Consider the following 16,771-nt stretch of genomic DNA (forward strand, 5'->3'; position numbering starts at 1 on the left):
AACCACGGTCACGGCCTGACGGCCGCGCTGCGTGGCCGGGTGATCCCCCTCCCCCCGCCCCCTTCGGGACGCTGCGCGCGAGCTTGCGTGGCACCCCCTCCTGCCCTCGCCGGGAGGCAGGGTTTCAGGAGAGGGCCGCTTCGCGGGCCTCTTCTGAAACCCCGCCCAATGATCGGTACCAGGACCGGACGGGCTGCGACGGAGGCCACACATGGCGAAGGCGAAGTTCGACGTCTACGAGCACGTCACCAGCGAAATCATCGCGCAGATCGAGGCCGGCACACCGCCCTGGCGTCAGCCGTGGACGGGCGGCACTGGCGGTGCGTGCCTTCCCCGCCGCTTCAATGGCGACGAGTATCGCGGGATCAATGTCCTGATGTTGTGGGCGACTGCGGCGATGGCGGGCTTCTCGTCGGCGCGCTGGATGACCTACCGGCAGGCGGGGGAGCTCGGCGCGCAGGTTCGCAAGGGTGAGAAATCCGCCTGTGTCGTGAAGTACGGCACCATCGAGCGCGAGGGCGACAACGGCGAGGAAAAGCGCATCCCCTATTGCCGCGCCTACCGCGTTTTCAACGCCGACCAGATCGACGGTTTGCCCGAGGAATTTTACATCCGCCCCGAGCCAGCGCGCGACCTCGGCACCGCCGCCGACCCCGAGCTTGACGCCTTCTTTGCGCGCACCGGCGCGACCATCGAGACGAGCGCCGACCCCCGCGCCTACTATGACGTTCAGGTCGACCGCATCCACATGCCGCCCGTCGCCACCTTCCACGACGCGCAGGGATTTTACGGCACCCTCGCCCATGAGCTCACCCACTGGACCGGCGCGAGCGTCCGCCTTGATCGCTTCTCGCGGTTTTCCGACCGCAAGGCGTATGCCTTCGAGGAGCTTGTTGCCGAGATCGGCGCGTGCATGCTCGGCGTTCAGATCGGCGTCACGCCGGAGTTCGATCAGTCTGGCGCCTACGTCGAGGGATGGCTTAAGGCGTTGAAGGAGGACAAGCGCGCCATCTTCCGCGCTGCGTCCGAGGCGCAGAAGGCCGCTGACTTCATCTTGCAGCGTGCTCGCCGCGAGGAGGACCCGAAGGCCGAAGAAATCGACGAGGCGCTTGCCGCCTGATCCGACCCCCGCAGCAGGCAGATCGAGCCGCCGCGCCAGATGGTGCGGCGGCTTTTTTTCGTGCGCGCCGGGCAGATGGAGCGCCGAGCAAGCCAAGGACGACCAAGGCGAGGCGGATAGCCGAAATTGTGCGGACCGGCGGAGAGCTGCGCCCTCCCCCGGCCCGCACCGGCGCTTCGCGCCGAAGGCCGCGTTGCGGCCAGGTGTCGATTTAAAATGTATCCTGCAGGAGACAAGGCGCTTGCAATTTGTCTTCTGTGGGATACATTGCCCGGATGAGGATCGTTCCGCTCCCCGAGTTCGACAAGTGGCTGCGGCGGCTCCGAGACACGCGTGCCCGTGCTGTCATTGCCCGTCGAATCGGGCGGATGAGGGCCGGCAACTTCGGTGACGTCAAGCCGGTCGGCAGCGGTGTCAGTGAACTGCGTATCGACTTCGGGCCGGGATACCGCGTGTATTTTACCCAGCGGGGGCGGACGATCGTGGTTCTTTTGTTGGGTGGCGACAAGGACAGTCAGCAAGCCGATATCGTGAAAGCGAAAACTCTTGCATCGACGATTGGAGATGTGGGCGATGACGAACAAGATTGATGTGAGAACGCTGCCGGAGTTCGACGAGGCCGACTATCTCGACAGCGCAGAGGCGCGTGCGGCTTACCTGTCGGACGCCATGCAGGACGGCGACCCCGCGGAGTTTCGGCGGGCGCTCAGCCAGGTGGCGCGGTCCCTCGGCATGGGGGAGATCGCCGCCGAGGCGAATGTCGGGCGGACGAGCCTCTACAAGTCGCTCGGCGAGCAAGGCGACCCGAAGTTTTCGACGGTGCTGCGGGTGATGGCAGCGATGGGCCTGGGGCTTTCGGCTCGGCCGCTCGATCCTGCCGAGATGGACCCACGGCAGACCTGACCGGACTGGGCGGCGATCGCCCCCTGCCCTTCTGAGGCGCTCGGACTCGGTGAGCGCTTGCCCGCAAAGAAATAGGCCGGAGCTTTCGCTCCGGCCATCACCTTCACGGTCATCGCCGTCCCCGGCTGTACCGTGGCATCAGCCTATCAGGCCTGCGCCGAGGTTCAAGTCGGCGGCCCCCGAACGTCTCCCCTCAATCATCTTCTGAAAATATCCTCGGGGGAGCGCGCAACGCGCGCCGGGGGCAGACAGCCCCCGCAGCCGTGGCCCGGCTTTGCCGGGACGCGGCTCCTGCGGCGGATCCGATCCGTTCAGCCGGCCGCCAACGAATGGCTGAGCGCCTGGCGGCAGATGGCGGCTGCGAGCTTGCCCGGCGGGAACAGCGCCATGGGATCGAGGATGGCTCGCGCCTTCTCGTAGACGTCCGGGCTGATGGCCCGGCTTATCTGGATACTCCCCTCCCCTCTCGGGTACTCGGGCAGCACACTGCCGATGGTGCCGGCTTGGATCGCGGCGCTGTAGGCGGTCAGCGCCGGCGCCAGCAGGAGCTGCAGAGCGGACTTGTCGCCATAGACCGCAGCGGCCTGGTCGAACTTCGCGCTGTGGCCCTGTGCGGGTATGGCGAGCCGCGCTTTGAGCAGGATCGTCTCGCCTTTGGTGGTGGCGGGTGCCGGTTCCGAGATTGGCGCCGCGTCAGCTGGCGCAGGCGCTGCGATGGCGGCCGGTCGAGCCGGGAACGGGCTGGCTGGTGCCGCGACTTTTGGCTTCGGCTTGGGCTCGGGCGCCGTTTTCTTGACCGGGGCGGCGGACGCTTGTGCGGGTGTCGGCGCCTCAGGGGCGGGAGGTTGCGCCTCGGCTTCTCTGCTCTGTGCTGACGAGCCTTCCGTGTCGCCGAAGAACCCACCCTTCGGGGAGCGCTTCCGCCGGAACTCGTCGAAGGACGGGGTATCCTTGCCGGGTCGAACGATGCCCATCAGTGATCCTCCTCGAGTGCGGCAAGCAATTCGTCGGTAAAGGAGCGCATCTCGATCAGGGCCACCTCGGTGTGGCCAGCGGCGATGCGTTTGGACGGCGTTTCGGTCAGGCGCTTATGGTAGAGATGGAGGAGACCGAGCCCCTTGATCTCTGAGTAGATGCGGCGGGCCGGAATCTTCGCGTCGAAGGTCGGCATTTCCTTCAAAACTTCGAGGCTGCTCTCCTCCCCCTTGGACAGCCGTCCCGTGGGGACGCGGTTGAGCGAGAGGCCGACAGGCCGGTCGATCTTCATCGTCTTCATGAACTCGACAACGTAGCGGAGCGTCTCCAACGCTTCGTCGATCTCGATCACGGACAGCCCGGTCGGAATGACGATGAGGGAGGCGTTCATCAGGATCGCCTGGTTGAGATCAGACCCACCACCACGGGTGTCGATGAGGCCGATCTGGCATCCGTCTTTCTCGGCCGCTTCGTAGCTCTTCTCGAACTCGTCGAGATCGAGCGCGCCGTGCACCACGCACTTGGCCCCGTCCCAGGTGCCGATCTCGCTGCCGTAACCCCGCCATGTGGCGAGGGGCTCGTTATCGTCCGCTTCGAAGCAGGCAACCTTCATCCCGCGCTCGGCGAGGATGGAGGCGACGGCCATCAGCGTCGTGGATTTGCCGCTTCCGCCTTTGAAAGATGTGAACGCGATGAGCTTCATGGCGACTGCCTCGTCTCCTGATGCTGTGGTGCTGCATCGCTGCGAAGATGCGCTTGCGTAGCAGTGCTTTGATGTGACGCGGTGCGTCGCCTTCGGGGCTTTGGTGCGTCGCGGTATCACGGCAATCCTGCAATGGCGTTAATATGCGAACATGCAGTGCTGTGGCGATGCGGAGGGCGAACGACGTGTTTCTGTGTTGCTGCGAAGCTGCGTCGAGGCACCGATGTGAAGCGGCAAAGATGCGAAGCTGCAAATAGGCGGATCGGTAATTCTGCGGTGCAGTTATGCTGCTCTGTCGTGCTGGGCCAATACGGCGTTGATGTGTCGATGCAATGGGGTAACGCTGCGATGGTGTATAGTTGTCAGAGTCTCGCGGAGCGATTGGATGGGCTTGGCGCGGCCCTCTCGGCTCAAGCGTGAGTCGGCCCACCGAGGAGGCGGTTGCGACTTTGAAGACAATGGGTTGAGGTGAGGTGCGAGGCAGGATATATCTGAAAGTAGAACTTTCGCGATTAAAGCCCACCTCACCGTCTCGACCTCCCCATGCCCGACGATCCCGACCGCCAGCCGCCCTGGCCGAACCGCCGATTCTCGGGGGGTTCGTGGACGAGCGACGCCTCCAGCTCGGCGACCAAACGGGCCGAGAAGACGGTCTCGGTGAAGATGACGGAGGCCGAGCTCGCCGCGTTCGACGAGGCGATCGCCCGCGCGGGGCTCAAGCGGAACCGCGCTTTGAGGATCGCCGCCCGTCGGATCGGCGGGTTTCTGGAGGCCGATGCCGAGACGCTCGCCGTCCTGAAGGACGTTCAGGCCCAGATTGCCGGCATCGCGCGGAACGTGAATCAGATCGCCAAATCCGCGAACCGGACCTACGACCCGGACTATCGTGCCTTCATGGAAGAGCGCAGAGATCTCGGGAAGGCGCTGTCGCGCCTCGATACGGAGCTTCGCACCATCACCGAGACCGCGACCCGGCGCACCGACGGCGAGGCGCGGCTGCGCAAGGCGTCGTCATCGTGAGGCAACCGGTCCTCGAGCTTTTGGCGAAGGGGAGGGGGGCTCCCGCCTATGTTTCCGCCGTCGACGCCGTCATGGGCGAGGATTGGGGCGAGATCGATCTCGGACGCGGCGGACGCGCGGCCATGCGGCAGTCCATCGCCGCGGCGCATCAGGAGGATATCGCTCCTGGCGGAGCGCCGATGCCGCCTTGCGTTCCAGGGCATAGCGCTCAGGCCGTGGTGAAGATGGTGCGGACCGGCGGCGCCCGGAACGTCGCCGGGCTGAAGGCGCAGATGAACTATCTAGCGCGGCAGGGTGGCGTCGAGCTGCAGCGCTCCGAGCGCTTCATGGGCATCGAGATCGACGAGGAGGAAGTCGCGAACATGGTCCGTGCTTGGGCCATGCCGACCGAGGGCGAGGCTCGCGCGGACCGCACCTCGCACTTCATCGTCAGCTTCCCGCAGGGGACCGACGAGGTGGCGGCCGAAAGAGCCGGCCGCGCGTGGGCCGAGGAGATGTTCGGCTCGGGCGCTTATGGCGGCGACAGCTTCGACTACTACACGGCGTTCCATACCGACCGCGACCACCCGCACATCCACGTCATCGTGCATCGGCGCGGCCTCGACAACGGGACGTGGCTGAAGGTCTCCAAGCGCAGCGAGTTCAACTATCAGGCGATGCGGGATCTCGCCGTGGCCGTGGGGCAGGGGGAGGGGATCGACCTCGAGGCGACGCCGCGGTTCGCCCGCGGCGTTCATGAGCGGACCGTGCCCGACGCCGAGTTCCGCCGTGCTTCAAAGGAGGGGCGCACACCGGTGGCGCCCGCTCATTCCGAGGTGTCGGCGATCCGAGCCGCGGCCGCGATCATCCATTACGCCCGGCGGTTTGCGGCCGAGGCGACGATGCTGGAGCGCGACGCGCCGGAGATGGCGGAGGCCCTGCGTCGTGTCTCTGCCACGATCGAACATGGAAAGGCCTTATCCGAGCGGCAGGACCAGCACACGAGGATTAGCCGAGAGGAGATTGCCACGATGAGCCAGAAGCTCGACCAGGCGCGCATCGAGACGCAATCGCGGTTCGACCGGATGGACGAGGGGATCGCCGATCTGCCGGGCGGTGCGGAGCGCGTGCGGCTGATGCGGCAGGTGGCGAGCCTCAAGGCCGAGGCGGCGCCCTACATGCAGGACGCCCAGTATCGTGACTTCCAGCGACCTGCCGCGCCCGGCCGCTATCAGAGCCTCGCCGGCACCGACGCGCAAAGTGCGGCGCTCAAGGAAGCGGCCGATGTCGAGGTGCGCCGGATCGCCGAGAGATACGGTCTCAACGGCGAGGCGACGGTGGAGCGGTATTCGGGCGGGCCACCGTCCAAGGCCCTCGCGGACCAGTATGGCGCGGCCGAGAGGCTTGAGCGCGAGCTGTCGCGAAGCCTGCGCGGCGACCGCGAGGAAACCCGCGAGCAGCGCGATCGCGCCTTGCAGCGCATGCATGACGAGATCGCTGCCGTCTATCAGACGGCGCGCGAGGAAGCCCGGAGCGGGCCGGCCGTCGACGCTGGACCCGGGATCCGCACCACGGCACCGCCTGCGCGCGGCGCGGCGGCAGAGGCGGACAAGGCGCGTACCGATCGGGATACCGAGGCACAGCGAGCCGAGACCGATCGGCAGGAGCGCGACGAGCAGGAGCGAAAGAACGCCGCCCGTAAAGCGCGCGAGCGAGATGGAGGACGCGGGCTGTAGGGGCGGACGTCGTGGGGAAGACCGCACGCGACGTTCTCGTCCTCGCGCTGATCGGGCTCGCTGTCGGGCTCATGCTGGGGGTGCTCGCTGCCGGTGGCTACACGACCTGGCGCAGCGGCGGCGACATCGCCGATGTCGGCTTCGGAACGTTCTTCGAGCACGCCCCGTGGACCGTTGGCCGGTTTGGCGAGCCTTTCCGAACGGGTCTCATCGTCCTCGCCGGCGTCGCGGCCTTCATCGTCGTGGCGGTCCCGGCCATCGGCCACAAGCCCAAACGCACGAGCCACGGCTCGGCCGAGTGGGCCAAGCCCCAGGAGCTGCGCAAGGCCGGGCTCACCGCCAGGCTCGAGGACTTGCGCGGGCCGATCTACGGCAAGCTGTCGCGCCCTCGATCCGCGGGCGAGTTCTTTACCTCGCACGACATTCCGCACAGCCTGATCGCGGCGCCGACCGGATCGGGCAAGGGTGTCGGCGTCGTGATCCCGACCCTCCTCACCTACAAGGGCTCGGTGTTCTGTCTCGACGTGAAGGGCGAGAATTTCGAGCTGACCGCGCGCCGGCGCCTCGCCATGGGCGACCGGGTCTTCAAGTTCAGCCCCTATGATCCGCACGGGCGGACGCATCGCTACAATCCGCTCGCATACGTCGCCGATGTTCACCCGCGCCGTCGCTTCACCGAGGCGCGCCGGCTGGCAGCCTCGCTGATCGTCGCGCGCGGCAACGGGCAGGGCTTTCTCGAAGGCGCACGGGAGATCTTTGCCGCGACGGCGCTGCTCGCCATCGAGCGCGGCACGCCCCGGATCGGGGCGGTCTATGATGCGCTGGCCGAGCCCGGGGAGGCTTTCGAGGTGTTCCAGCGCCTCGCGTGGGAGGTCGAGGCCGAGGAGGCGAAGAAGATCTTCAACCGCATGGCGGGCATGGAGTCGCGCATCCTGTCCTCCTACCTCTCTGTCCTCGCAGACGGCGGGCTTGGCCTTTGGGCGGATCCGGCCGTTCGGGATGCCACGGACGAGTCGGACTTCGGCATCGACGACCTGCGCCGCGACCCGACGTCGATCTTCGTCATCGTCTCGCCGAACGACATCGTGCCGCTGGCACCGCTGGTCCGGCTGATGTTCCAGCAGACCATCGCCCTTCTGCAGCGTGCCGAGCCCGGCCCGGACGAGCCCTATCCGGTGCTGTTCCTTCTCGACGAGTTCGCTTCGCTCGGCCGGATGGAGGTTCTGCAGCAAGCCGTCACGACCTTGCGCGGCTACGGCGGGTGCATAATGATCGTGGTGCAGACCCTCGCCAGCATCCGCGACAATGCCCTCTACGGCCGGGAGGGTGCGGCGGTTTTCCTGGCGAACTGCCGCTTGCAGCTCTTCATGTCACCGGCCGACAACGACACACCAGAGTACGTGTCGAGCGCCATCGGCGATTTTACCCGCGTCGCAAAGTCGAAGTCGTGGCGATCGAACGAGTTCATGTCGTCCTTTTCGGAGCGGGAGGAGGGGACGCGCCTGATCCGTGCCGCCGAGTTGCGCCAGCTGGGGACCGACAAGGTGGTCGCCCTGGTGCAGAACATGAAGCCGGTCATCGCGCAGCGCGTGACCTACTACGAGGACAAGGAGCTTCTGCCCTTGTTCGAGGGGCAGACGGGCCGCCTGCCGGAACCACCCGCGCTCTACCCGGAAGACACCAATCCGTTCCTATCGAAGCGCCTGACTGCCGAAGCGGAGCGCGAGGGAGAGATGCCGACGACCGGTGCGGCCGGGGTGAACGAGGAAAATCCGATCGAGCCTGAAGTTGAAGAGCCGGACGAGGCCGGGTCGGCCGATACCGATCGGAGCAAAGCCGAAGACCCGGCATCGGAATCCAACGCCGTGGACCAAGTCGAGGAGGGGGAAGCGGAGGCCCTGGAGGCGCTGAACGAGATCCAGCAGCGGCAGGCTCTAATCCTCGCCAAGATCCCAGAAGCGAGAGGGCGTTGGCGTCACGGCGAACTCGACGGCGTAGGACGTGAGCCCGGCGTTCGCCCCCATCTCGAGGTCGAAGACGCGGCCCTGCCCCGGCAGAGCCGCTTGCGGGCTGCGGGAAGCGACGACATCCTAGCGGCCCAGGCGAGGATTCGCGCGCAGTCCGGTCAGGGATGATGAACGGTTCGCCCATCCACTGCATGCGAAATCTTAACCAGAATGCTCGCCCACCCCCCAATCCGGCTGTTCACGGCCCCATCAAGCGATTGCAGGTGCGGACATTCCCGCATCGCGGTCGTTCCATCTCAGGAGGGGAGGGGCTCGATCCTAAGTTGACATCGTATCTCCGAGTGAAGCGAGGATCTCATCGCGGACGGCGCGCTCGTCGATGCCCGCCTCGGCGATTACGACGGCGCGAGTCGCCCGTTCACCGGGACGCCACGGACGATCGAAACTCGACGAAATCCGTGTGCCGACGCCCTGGACGACCAATCGCATCGGCTTTTGCGGGACGTCGAGGAACCCCTTGAGGCGCAGGATGTCGTGTCGCGCGATGATACCCTTCAACGCTGCGACGAAGCGCTGAGGGTCCACTACGGCCGGGGCGTCGACGACGAAGGAGTGGAATTCGTCGTGGTCGTGCTCCGATCCATCCTCGTGCTCCATCTCATGGTGCGACTTGTGGCCGGCGATCAGGGTTTCGGTCGCGGCGCTGAGACCGAGAAGCACGTCCGGCGGCAGCTGGCCGGCGGGCGACGGGATGTGCGGCGCCCGCGTCGAGTGGGCGACGGTCGCTTTGACGGCATCGAGCGCGCGCGGATCAAGCGTCTCGACCTTGTTGAGCACGACGAGGTCGGCCGCGCGCAGTTGGTCCTCGAACAACTCCTCCAGCGGCGATTCGTGGTCGAGCGACGGGTCGGCAGCGCGCTGGGCGTTGACCGCTTCGGGGTCGGAGGCGAAGCGACCTGCGGCAACGGCGGCGGCATCGACCACGGTGACGACGCCGTCGACGGTGACGCGCTCGGTGATGCCGGGCCAGTTGAAGGCCTGGACCAGCGGTTGAGGCAGGGCAAGGCCGGAGGTCTCGATGACGATGTGATCGGGGCGGGCGGGCCGTGCCAGAAGCGCGGTCATGGTCGGAATGAAATCATCCGCGACGGTGCAGCAGATGCAGCCGTTGGTGAGCTCGATGACGTCGTCCTCGCCACAGGTCTCCGATACCACAGCCCTTTAGAACCTCACCATCAACCCCCAGATCGCCGAACTCGTTGATGATGAGCGCGATACGGCGCCCGTTCGCGTTTTCGAGGAGATGGCGGATCAGCGTCGTCTTGCCGGCACCGAGGAAGCCGGTGATCACCGTTGCAGGAATCTTGCGCATGCGTGCGTCGGCGGAGAGAGGATCAGCCATTGTCAATTCTCCTTCGAAGAGATCATTTCCACGACGCTCGCCATCGACTCCAGCCCGTCGATGACGCGCGTCGTCGGGTTCAACGCCTGAGGGTCGAGGGGAACGATTCGGTCGTTTCGGACGGCGCCCAAGGTGCTCGTCACCGGATCGCTCTTCAGGAACGCGACCTTTGCCGCGAGCGCATCCATGGGATATCGGCGGCGCGACAGGTCCGCGACGGCGATGATGGTCGGATCGGCGCGGGCGATCGTTTCCCAACCGACGGTCGGCCAGTCCTCGACGCTGTCGACGACGTTGGTGACGGGGCCGTCGTCCCGCTCGACGAGACGCGGCTTGCAACGGTGATCGGCGAAGCCGCCGGGGGCCTCGACGGGGTGGATGCCGGCGTGATCCTCGCCGAGACGCGCCGCAACCTCTACGACGGCCTCAGGGAGGCCGAGCTGGCACTCGCCCCGATCATGGCCGCCCGCGCGCTGGTGGAGCGCGAGCCGAACTATTCGCGTGCCAGCGCCCGGCTCTTGATGGACAAGCTGCGCCGTGAGGTTCTGACCGGTCTCGCCGGCCACCCGGACGAGGCGACCGCGCAGGAGATGGAAGGGCGCTACGCAGAAACCTTCGCGTCGGCTGTTCACGCCGGCATCGCCGCCGGACGCATCGACCCAGAACTCGCGCGCTTCGACCTTGCCCGCCTCGGCGCCGCGCTGAAGCCCGAACGGGATATGGCGTTCGACTATCTGGGCCTGCAGACCCTCGTCGACCGCTACTTCCTGCATGTGGGCGGAACGCGGATCGAGCTGCCGCAAATCTTCTTCATGCGCGTCGCGATGGGCCTCGCGGTCCGAGAGATCGACCGCGAGACGAAGGCGCTCGCGTTCTACGACCTCCTCTCCTCGTTCCACTTCATGGCCTCCACGCCGACGCTCTTCAACGCCGGCACCTGCCACCCGCAGCTCTCCTCCTGCTTCCTGACGACGGTGGCGGACGACCTCGGCGGCATCTTCAAGGCGGTGAAGGACAACGCTCTGCTCGCCAAGTTCTCCGGCGGGCTCGGCAACGACTGGACGCCGGTGCGCGGCCTCGGCGCGCACATCCACGGCACCAACGGCGAGAGCCAGGGCGTCGTCCCGTTCCTCAAGGTCGCCAACGACACGGCGATCGCCGTCAACCAGGGCGGCAAGCGCAAGGGCGCCGTGTGCGCCTACCTCGAGACGTGGCATGTCGACATCGAGGAATTCCTCGATCTTCGCAAGAATACCGGCGACGACTCGCCCGACGAGACACCGGACCTTCACGACCTCTACGGCCCCGCCTTCAAGGCCGCCTATGAGGGCTACGAGGCGAAGGCGGCGCGCGGCGAAATGACGGTGTGGCGCACGGTGCGCGCGGTCGACCTGTGGCGGCGCATGCTGTCGATGCTGTTCGAGACCGGGCACCCGTGGATCACCTTCAAGGATCCCTGCAACATCCGCTCGCCGCAGGGCCATGTCGGCGTCGTCCACTCGTCCAACCTGTGCACCGAGATCACCCTCAACACGTCCGCCGACGAGGTGGCGGTGTGCAATCTCGGCTCGGTGAACCTCGCCGCGCACGTCACCCCCGAGGGGCTCGACATGGGCCGCCTCGCCGAGACGGTGACGACGGCGATGCGCATGCTCGACAACGTCGTCGACATCAACTTCTACACCATCCCCGAGGCGCGCCGGTCGAACCTGAAGCACCGCCCGGTCGGCCTCGGCCTGATGGGCTTCGCCGACGCGCTCGACGCCCAGCGCATCCTCTACGCCTCCGAGACGGCGGTGCGCTTCGCCGACGAGAGCATGGAGGCAATCAGCTGGCACGCGATTTCGGCCTCGGTGGACCTCGCCGCCGAGCGCCGGCGCTATCCGAGCTTCGAGGGCTCGCTGTGGAGCCGGGGTATCCTGCCGATCGACTCGATGGAGCTTCTGGCCGACACGCGCGCCGGCGGCATCGACGTCGACCGTGCGGCCCGGCTCGACTGGGAGGGTCTGCGCGAACGTGTGCGCACCACCGGGATGCGCAATTCCAACACCATGGCGATCGCGCCGACGGCGACGATCTCCAACATCTGCGGCGTCTCGCAGTCCATTGAGCCGACGTTCCAGAACCTTTACGTGAAGTCCAATATGTCGGGCGACTTCACCGTGGTGAACGCGGCGCTCGTCCATGATCTCAAGGCGCGCGGGCTGTGGGACGAGGTGATGGCCTCCGACCTCAAATCTTATGACGGCGCATTCGGCGAGATCGACCGCGTCCCGGACGACCTCAAGGCGCTCTACGCCACCGCCTTCGAGATCGACGCCACCTGGCTGATCGAGGCGGCGGCCCGGCGTCAGAAGTGGATCGACCCGGCACAGTCGCTGAACCTCTACATCGCGCGGCCCTCCGGGCGGGCGCTCGACGCGCTCTACCGCCTCGCCTGGGAACGCGGGCTGAAGACCACCTACTACCTGCGCGCCCGCGCCGCGACGAGCGTGGAAAAGTCCACCCTCAAGGGCACGGACGGCCGGCTGAATGCCGTCGCCGCCACCGCAGCCGAGGCCGCCCCGGCCGCCTGCTACCTCGACGATCCGACCTGTGAGGCCTGCCAGTGAGCCACCTTCTCGACTGGGGCGACGCCCCCGCGACCGCGACCCGCCCGGCGGCTCCGGCCTGGACCGACAGCGCGCCCACCGACGCTGCGCTCCCCGCCGACACAACGCTGGCCGCCGACGCGACCGGCCTCGGGGTGATCGAGGAAGGTGCGGCGCGCGTGTCGGTCTCCGACAAGGCGATGATCAACGCGCGGGCGGACGTGAACCAGCTCCTGCCACTGAAATATCGCTGGGCCTGGGAGAAGTATCTATCGGGCTGCAACAACCACTGGATGCCGACCGAGGTCTCGATGCAGGCCGACATCGCGCTGTGGAAGTCGCGCGATGGCCTGACAGAGGACGAGCGGCGGGCGATCAAGCGCAACCTCGGCTTCTTCGCGGCCTCGGAGAGCCTCGTCGCCAACAACATCGTGCTGGCGATCTACCGGCATCTGACGAATCCCGAATGCCGGCAATACCTGCTGCGTCAGGCGTTCGAGGAGGCGGTGCACACGCACACCTTCCAATACATCGTCGAAAGTCTCGGCCTCGACGAGGGTGAACTCTTCAATATGTATCGCGAGGTGCCGTCGATCACCGACAAGGCCGCTTGGGCACTGAAATATACTCAGCATCTCGACGACCCCAACTTCCAGACTGGGACGCCCGAGGCGGACCAGGCCTTCCTGCGCGACCTCGTCGCCTTCTACGTCGTCTTCGAAGGGATGTGGTTCTACACCGGGTTCGCGCAGATCCTGTCGCTCGGCCGGCGCAATAAGATGGTCAGCATCGCCGAGCAGTACCAGTACATCCTGCGCGACGAGAGCATTCACCTCAACTTCGGCATCGACGTCATCAATCAGATCAAGGCCGAGAACCCGCATTTGTGGACTGCGGCCTTTCAGGAGGAGGTGCGCGGGATGCTCGCCGAGGCGGCACAGCTCGAGGCGGCCTACGGGCGCGATACGATGCCCCGCGGCTTCCTCGGCCTCAACGCCGGCCTGTGCGAGGAGTACATGCACTTCATCGCCAACCGGCGATGCGCCCAGCTCGGCCTCGCCCCCGTCTTCGGTCCGGCCGAAACCCCGTTCCCCTGGATGAGCGAGGCGATCGACCTCCGGAAGGAGAAGAACTTCTTCGAGACGCGTGTCACCGAATACCAGACCGGCGGCGCACTCGCCTGGGATTGATCGGGACCGCTGTTGGCTTGTCCGCTCTCGGATTTGGCGGTAAATCCACAGACGATGGTTCTCGGCGGCCAAACGTCGCCGGGATTAAAAGGGAACGTGGTGAGAGCGACCCAATCCGGGGCTCGAAACCGCGGCTGCCCCCGCAACTGTGAGCGGCGAGTTTACCGTCCACCTAGCGTCACTGGGCGAAAGCCTGGGAAGACCGGACGGAGACGACGACCCGCAAGCCAGGAGACCTGCCATCGAAATGGCTTGAACGGGCGGGGATGCCCGGGAAGGGCGATCCGCACCAGCGCCGCTTCCTGTGCCCCTGCTCCATTTTCGGATTGGAGGCACTCCCATGGCGACTCTCTCGGCACCCTCAACATCGAACGCCGTCGGCACTGGCGCACGAGCGATCGCGCTCGTCACCCTCTGCGCCGGCCTCGCGCTCGTCTTCGCTGTCGGCTTCGCGCACTCGTCGACGCTTCATAACGCCGGTCACGACACGCGCCACGCACTGGCGTTTCCGTGTCACTGAGCGGTCCGATGCTGAGCCGTCTTCTCTTCTCGGCCATTATCGCGGGCGTTCTCGCCGGTGTCGCAGTGGCCGCGCTGCAGCACTTCACCACCACTCCGCTGATCCTCGAGGCGGAGACGTACGAGGGCGCTGGCGAAGAGCACGTTCATCCCGCCGCGCAAGACAACGCATCCGGTGCGCCCGTCGTCCCCGCGCAGACGGAGACCACCGTTGCGGAGCCCGAAGAAGAAGAATGGGCGCCCGCGGATGGCTTCCAGCGAACTGCCTACACCTCCGTCGCTACGATCGGTTCCGGCGTCGGATTCGCACTGATCCTCCTGTCACTGATGGTCTTGTCGAACGCTCAGATTACCGCGCGGACGGGGTTGATGTGGGGGACGGCCGCCTTCACCGCGACGGGGCTTGCGACGGCCCTCGGTCTCAGCCCGGAACTTCCCGGATCGGCGGCTGCCGCACTGGAGGCACGCCAGTTGTGGTGGATCGGGACCGCGATCGCGTCGGGGGCCGGATTGTGGCTCATCTTGCGCCTATCGAGCCCCCTCGCCATCGTGATCGGTGCGGTCTTGATCGTTGCCCCGCATGTCGTCGGAGCGCCGCACCCGAGCGCTTACACCAGCGCGGTGCCGGGCGAACTCTCCGATCACTTCGCGTCGGCGTCCCTTGTTGCTCAGGCGCTTTGCTGGGCGCTAGCCGGTTCGATCGCGGGCTATGTCTGGCAGCGCTTGGCAAGGTCGGCGGATGACGCAGTCGCCTAACCGGCCGGACGAGCGGGTGCATGACGGCGAGCGTCCGACGCTCGCCGTCTGCGCTGCGTGCGGGGACGGTGCCGGCCAGCGGCTCCTCGAGCGCATCCGAGTCGGCTGCGAGGGGGTGCTCGCCGGGAGGCCTGTGCCCTGCTTCGCAGTGTGCGACCGGCCGGTGACCGTGGCATTCATCTCCGCCGGCAAGTGGAGCTACCTCATCGGCGAGGTCGATCCGGACATCGCGCTTTCCGAGCTCGTCGAGGCTGCGGATGCGGTCGGAGCCTCGGCTTCGGGCATCCCGCCGCTGCGAAACCGACCTCCATTCTTCCGCCGGGGGGTGATCGCGCGCCTGCCACCCGTCGCCGACCTCGAGAGCTTCGAATGACGACGAGCCCCGTTCACACTCGGGCGCCGCTGATCGCCTTCGCCGTGGTCGGAGGTGTGGGCCTCGTATTGGCTGGCCTCTCCCACCCCGCCAACACGGGCGACCGAGTTCCCCACCACCACGGTGGCGCCAGTCAGGACGCATCGACGACGGTGACCGGGACCGAGGGACACGCCGGCCACGACCATTCCAGGCTCATGAACGTGCCCGCGGCGTCCGCGCCATCGGTTGCGATTTCCGTCAAGCCCGATTCGATGGCCGGATGGAATCTCCATATCGAAACGACCGGCTTCCGCTTCGCGCCAGAAGACGCCAACAGCGTTCCGGTCGTCGGTGAGGGCCATGCGCACCTCTACGTCAACGGGACAAAGCTCGCCCGGATCTACGGCCATTGGTTTCACATTCCCGCGCTTCCCGCCGGCGAGAACGACCTCTTGGTGACGCTCAATGCGAACGATCATTCGACACTTGCGGTCGATGGAACGCCGATTGCCGCGTACGCCACCGTCATCGCCGGACAGGAGTAGATGTCGTTAGGGTGCAAGTGGGTCATCGATTCGCACGGCGGGCCGATAAACCTCCAGCACGCCGCGTTGTCCACCACGCCGGCCGACCTGGATGATGAGATCGATCGTCTTCCGCGCATAGTCCAGCACGTCCTGGCGGGTCTGGTTCATCCCGGCCCGCATCACCATCATGGCGAGGCGCTCGAGCGCCAGCGCAGGACTGTCGGCATGGATGGTGCTGATCGATCCCGGATGGCCGGTGTTGATCGCTTCCAGAAAGTTGAACGCCTCCTCACCGCGGATCTCACCCAGGATCAGGCGATCCGGGCGCATGCGCAGCGCGCTTTCGAGGAGCCGCGCCGGCGAGCGCTCGGATCCGGAGCGCCGGTCCGCGATCAGCGGCACCGCATTCGGATGTGGCAGGTGCAGCTCCGGCGCGTCCTCGATCGTCACCATCCGCTCGGCATGATCGCTCAGGGATAGCATCGCGCGGGCGAGTGTCGTCTTTCCTGACGACGTGCCGCCCGAAACCAGAATGTTGAGCCGGTCGTCGATCGCCTTTTGCAGCAGCTCCTGCAGCCGACCGTCGTCCGCCAGCGCCGCCAGCTCTACGAGGTTATCCTGGCGCTCGCCTTCCACGTCGACTTGGCGACCTTCGAGGAAGCCGACCTCCGCCACCGGCAGCACCCGGGAGATGTACTTGCGGATCGAGACGGACACGCCATCCTCGATCGCCGGCGGCACGATCACCTGAACACGCATCGACTGGCCGAACACCTTCACGCGGCCCGAGACGATGGGATGATGCGGTCCAAGCTGGTTCTTCGACTCGCCGGCGAGGTGTGAGCCGAGCGTCTTCAGCCGCGCGGCCGGAATAGTCCCATCCCAAAGCTGCATATGCGGCTGAGAGGCGTACTCCACCCAGATGCGCCCATCGGGGTTCACCACCACCTCGTTGACCTCGTCGGAAGTCAGCGGCGCGCGAAGGGGGAGGAGACCCTGCTCGGCGTGGCTGGCTGGCGCCGTCACAG

At 66.5% G+C, this 16,771-nt stretch carries 16 protein-coding genes, 1 pseudogene and 1 riboswitch; of the genes and pseudogenes, 12 read left to right on the forward strand and 5 right to left on the reverse strand.

Features of this window, described 5'->3' with window-relative positions:
* The first annotated feature begins 211 nt into the window (after positions 1 to 211).
* From BIX52_RS20970 to BIX52_RS20980, 3 genes are all read left to right on the forward strand, one after another.
* The gene (locus tag BIX52_RS20970; RefSeq protein ID WP_075223072.1) at positions 212 to 1,120 is read left to right on the forward strand and encodes an ArdC family protein; all 909 of its coding nucleotides are present in this window, start codon (positions 212 to 214) and stop codon (positions 1,118 to 1,120) included.
* Between the two features lie 275 nt (positions 1,121 to 1,395).
* Positions 1,396 to 1,710, forward strand: coding sequence for a type II toxin-antitoxin system RelE/ParE family toxin (locus tag BIX52_RS20975; RefSeq protein WP_075223148.1), 315 nt, complete (start codon positions 1,396 to 1,398; stop codon positions 1,708 to 1,710).
* Positions 1,694 to 2,023 carry an addiction module antidote protein gene (locus BIX52_RS20980; RefSeq protein ID WP_075223149.1) on the forward strand — a complete coding sequence of 110 codons (330 nt, stop codon included), beginning with the start codon at positions 1,694 to 1,696 and terminating at the stop codon, positions 2,021 to 2,023. Before BIX52_RS20975 ends, BIX52_RS20980 begins: the two co-directional genes overlap by 17 nt.
* A 311-nt stretch (positions 2,024 to 2,334) precedes the next feature.
* Here BIX52_RS20980 and BIX52_RS23990 read toward each other — a convergent pair whose 3' ends face one another.
* Both BIX52_RS23990 and BIX52_RS20990 read right to left on the reverse strand, forming a co-directional pair.
* Positions 2,335 to 2,997, reverse strand: coding sequence for a hypothetical protein (locus BIX52_RS23990; RefSeq protein ID WP_075223073.1), 663 nt, complete (start codon positions 2,995 to 2,997; stop codon positions 2,335 to 2,337).
* Positions 2,997 to 3,701: a nucleotide-binding protein gene (locus BIX52_RS20990; RefSeq protein WP_075223074.1), complete on the reverse strand. Its 705-nt coding sequence runs from the start codon at positions 3,699 to 3,701 to the stop codon at positions 2,997 to 2,999. The genes BIX52_RS23990 and BIX52_RS20990 overlap by 1 nt, the downstream gene beginning before the upstream one ends.
* 543 nt (positions 3,702 to 4,244) lie before the next feature.
* Here BIX52_RS20990 and BIX52_RS20995 point away from each other — a divergent pair.
* From BIX52_RS20995 to virD4, 3 genes are all read left to right on the forward strand, one after another.
* Positions 4,245 to 4,721, forward strand: a complete 477-nt coding sequence (locus tag BIX52_RS20995) for a DNA mobilization endonuclease VirD1/MobC family subunit (RefSeq protein ID WP_075223075.1) — start codon at positions 4,245 to 4,247, stop codon at positions 4,719 to 4,721.
* 224 nt (positions 4,722 to 4,945) lie between these two features.
* Positions 4,946 to 6,436, forward strand: a complete 1,491-nt coding sequence (locus BIX52_RS21000; RefSeq protein WP_157956294.1) for a relaxase/mobilization nuclease domain-containing protein — start codon at positions 4,946 to 4,948, stop codon at positions 6,434 to 6,436.
* 11 nt (positions 6,437 to 6,447) lie between these two features.
* The gene (virD4, locus tag BIX52_RS21005) at positions 6,448 to 8,571 is read left to right on the forward strand and encodes a type IV secretion system ATPase VirD4 (RefSeq protein WP_075223077.1); all 2,124 of its coding nucleotides are present in this window, start codon (positions 6,448 to 6,450) and stop codon (positions 8,569 to 8,571) included.
* A 150-nt stretch (positions 8,572 to 8,721) separates the two neighbouring features.
* On the opposite strand, the pseudogene cobW reads toward virD4, so the two are convergent.
* A pseudogene (gene cobW, locus BIX52_RS21010) lies at positions 8,722 to 9,775 on the reverse strand (cobalamin biosynthesis protein CobW).
* 32 nt (positions 9,776 to 9,807) lie between these two features.
* Positions 9,808 to 9,993 (reverse strand): hypothetical protein, encoded by a 186-nt coding sequence (locus tag BIX52_RS23340; RefSeq protein WP_170126442.1) that lies wholly within the window; start codon positions 9,991 to 9,993, stop codon positions 9,808 to 9,810.
* 153 nt (positions 9,994 to 10,146) lie between these two features.
* On the opposite strand from BIX52_RS23340, the gene BIX52_RS21015 reads away from it, so the two are divergent.
* The 6 genes from BIX52_RS21015 to BIX52_RS21040 all read left to right on the forward strand — a co-directional run bounded on the left by BIX52_RS21015 (position 10,147) and on the right by BIX52_RS21040 (position 15,761).
* Positions 10,147 to 12,417: a ribonucleoside-diphosphate reductase subunit alpha gene (locus BIX52_RS21015; protein WP_205647874.1), complete on the forward strand. Its 2,271-nt coding sequence runs from the start codon at positions 10,147 to 10,149 to the stop codon at positions 12,415 to 12,417.
* Complete coding sequence (locus BIX52_RS21020; RefSeq protein WP_108676654.1) at positions 12,414 to 13,586, forward strand: ribonucleotide-diphosphate reductase subunit beta; 1,173 nt, start codon at positions 12,414 to 12,416, stop codon at positions 13,584 to 13,586. Before BIX52_RS21015 ends, BIX52_RS21020 begins: the two co-directional genes overlap by 4 nt.
* Positions 13,587 to 13,624: 38 nt before the next feature.
* A riboswitch (cobalamin riboswitch) is annotated at positions 13,625 to 13,844 on the forward strand.
* 82 nt (positions 13,845 to 13,926) lie between these two features.
* Positions 13,927 to 14,106, forward strand: coding sequence for a CbtB domain-containing protein (locus tag BIX52_RS21025; RefSeq protein ID WP_075223079.1), 180 nt, complete (start codon positions 13,927 to 13,929; stop codon positions 14,104 to 14,106).
* An 8-nt stretch (positions 14,107 to 14,114) separates the two neighbouring features.
* Entirely contained in the window at positions 14,115 to 14,861 is a 747-nt protein-coding gene (locus BIX52_RS21030; RefSeq protein WP_075223080.1) for a CbtA family protein, read from the forward strand.
* Positions 14,845 to 15,234, forward strand: a complete 390-nt coding sequence (locus BIX52_RS21035) for a DUF1636 domain-containing protein (RefSeq protein ID WP_157956293.1) — start codon at positions 14,845 to 14,847, stop codon at positions 15,232 to 15,234. Before BIX52_RS21030 ends, BIX52_RS21035 begins: the two co-directional genes overlap by 17 nt.
* Complete coding sequence (locus tag BIX52_RS21040) at positions 15,231 to 15,761, forward strand: hypothetical protein (protein ID WP_075223081.1); 531 nt, start codon at positions 15,231 to 15,233, stop codon at positions 15,759 to 15,761. Before BIX52_RS21035 ends, BIX52_RS21040 begins: the two co-directional genes overlap by 4 nt.
* A gap of 6 nt (positions 15,762 to 15,767) precedes the next feature.
* On the opposite strand, the gene virB11 is transcribed toward BIX52_RS21040, so the two are convergent.
* Entirely contained in the window at positions 15,768 to 16,769 is a 1,002-nt protein-coding gene (gene virB11, locus BIX52_RS21045) for a P-type DNA transfer ATPase VirB11 (protein WP_075223082.1), read from the reverse strand.
* Positions 16,770 to 16,771 lie beyond the last annotated feature (2 nt).

It is taken from the genome of Acuticoccus yangtzensis (assembly GCF_001927245.1).
Taxonomy (GTDB): domain Bacteria; phylum Pseudomonadota; class Alphaproteobacteria; order Rhizobiales; family Amorphaceae; genus Acuticoccus; species Acuticoccus yangtzensis.

Bases quoted from the DNA above. Each gene is read 5' to 3' on its own strand.
- BIX52_RS21000 (WP_157956294.1), top strand. From the start codon at position 4,946: ATGGTGCGGACCGGCGGCGCCCGGAACGTCGCCGGGCTGAAGGCGCAG.
- BIX52_RS21025 (WP_075223079.1), top strand. From the start codon at position 13,927: ATGGCGACTCTCTCGGCACCCTCAACATCGAACGCCGTCGGCACTGGC.
- BIX52_RS20975 (WP_075223148.1), top strand. From the start codon at position 1,396: ATGAGGATCGTTCCGCTCCCCGAGTTCGACAAGTGGCTGCGGCGGCTC.
- BIX52_RS21040 (WP_075223081.1), top strand. From the start codon at position 15,231: ATGACGACGAGCCCCGTTCACACTCGGGCGCCGCTGATCGCCTTCGCC.
- BIX52_RS23340 (WP_170126442.1), bottom strand. From the start codon at position 9,993: ATGGATGCGCTCGCGGCAAAGGTCGCGTTCCTGAAGAGCGATCCGGTG.
- BIX52_RS20990 (WP_075223074.1), bottom strand. From the start codon at position 3,701: ATGAAGCTCATCGCGTTCACATCTTTCAAAGGCGGAAGCGGCAAATCC.
- BIX52_RS21035 (WP_157956293.1), top strand. From the start codon at position 14,845: ATGACGCAGTCGCCTAACCGGCCGGACGAGCGGGTGCATGACGGCGAG.
- BIX52_RS20995 (WP_075223075.1), top strand. From the start codon at position 4,245: ATGCCCGACGATCCCGACCGCCAGCCGCCCTGGCCGAACCGCCGATTC.
- BIX52_RS21030 (WP_075223080.1), top strand. From the start codon at position 14,115: ATGCTGAGCCGTCTTCTCTTCTCGGCCATTATCGCGGGCGTTCTCGCC.
- BIX52_RS20970 (WP_075223072.1), top strand. From the start codon at position 212: ATGGCGAAGGCGAAGTTCGACGTCTACGAGCACGTCACCAGCGAAATC.
- BIX52_RS23990 (WP_075223073.1), bottom strand. From the start codon at position 2,997: ATGGGCATCGTTCGACCCGGCAAGGATACCCCGTCCTTCGACGAGTTC.
- BIX52_RS20980 (WP_075223149.1), top strand. From the start codon at position 1,694: ATGACGAACAAGATTGATGTGAGAACGCTGCCGGAGTTCGACGAGGCC.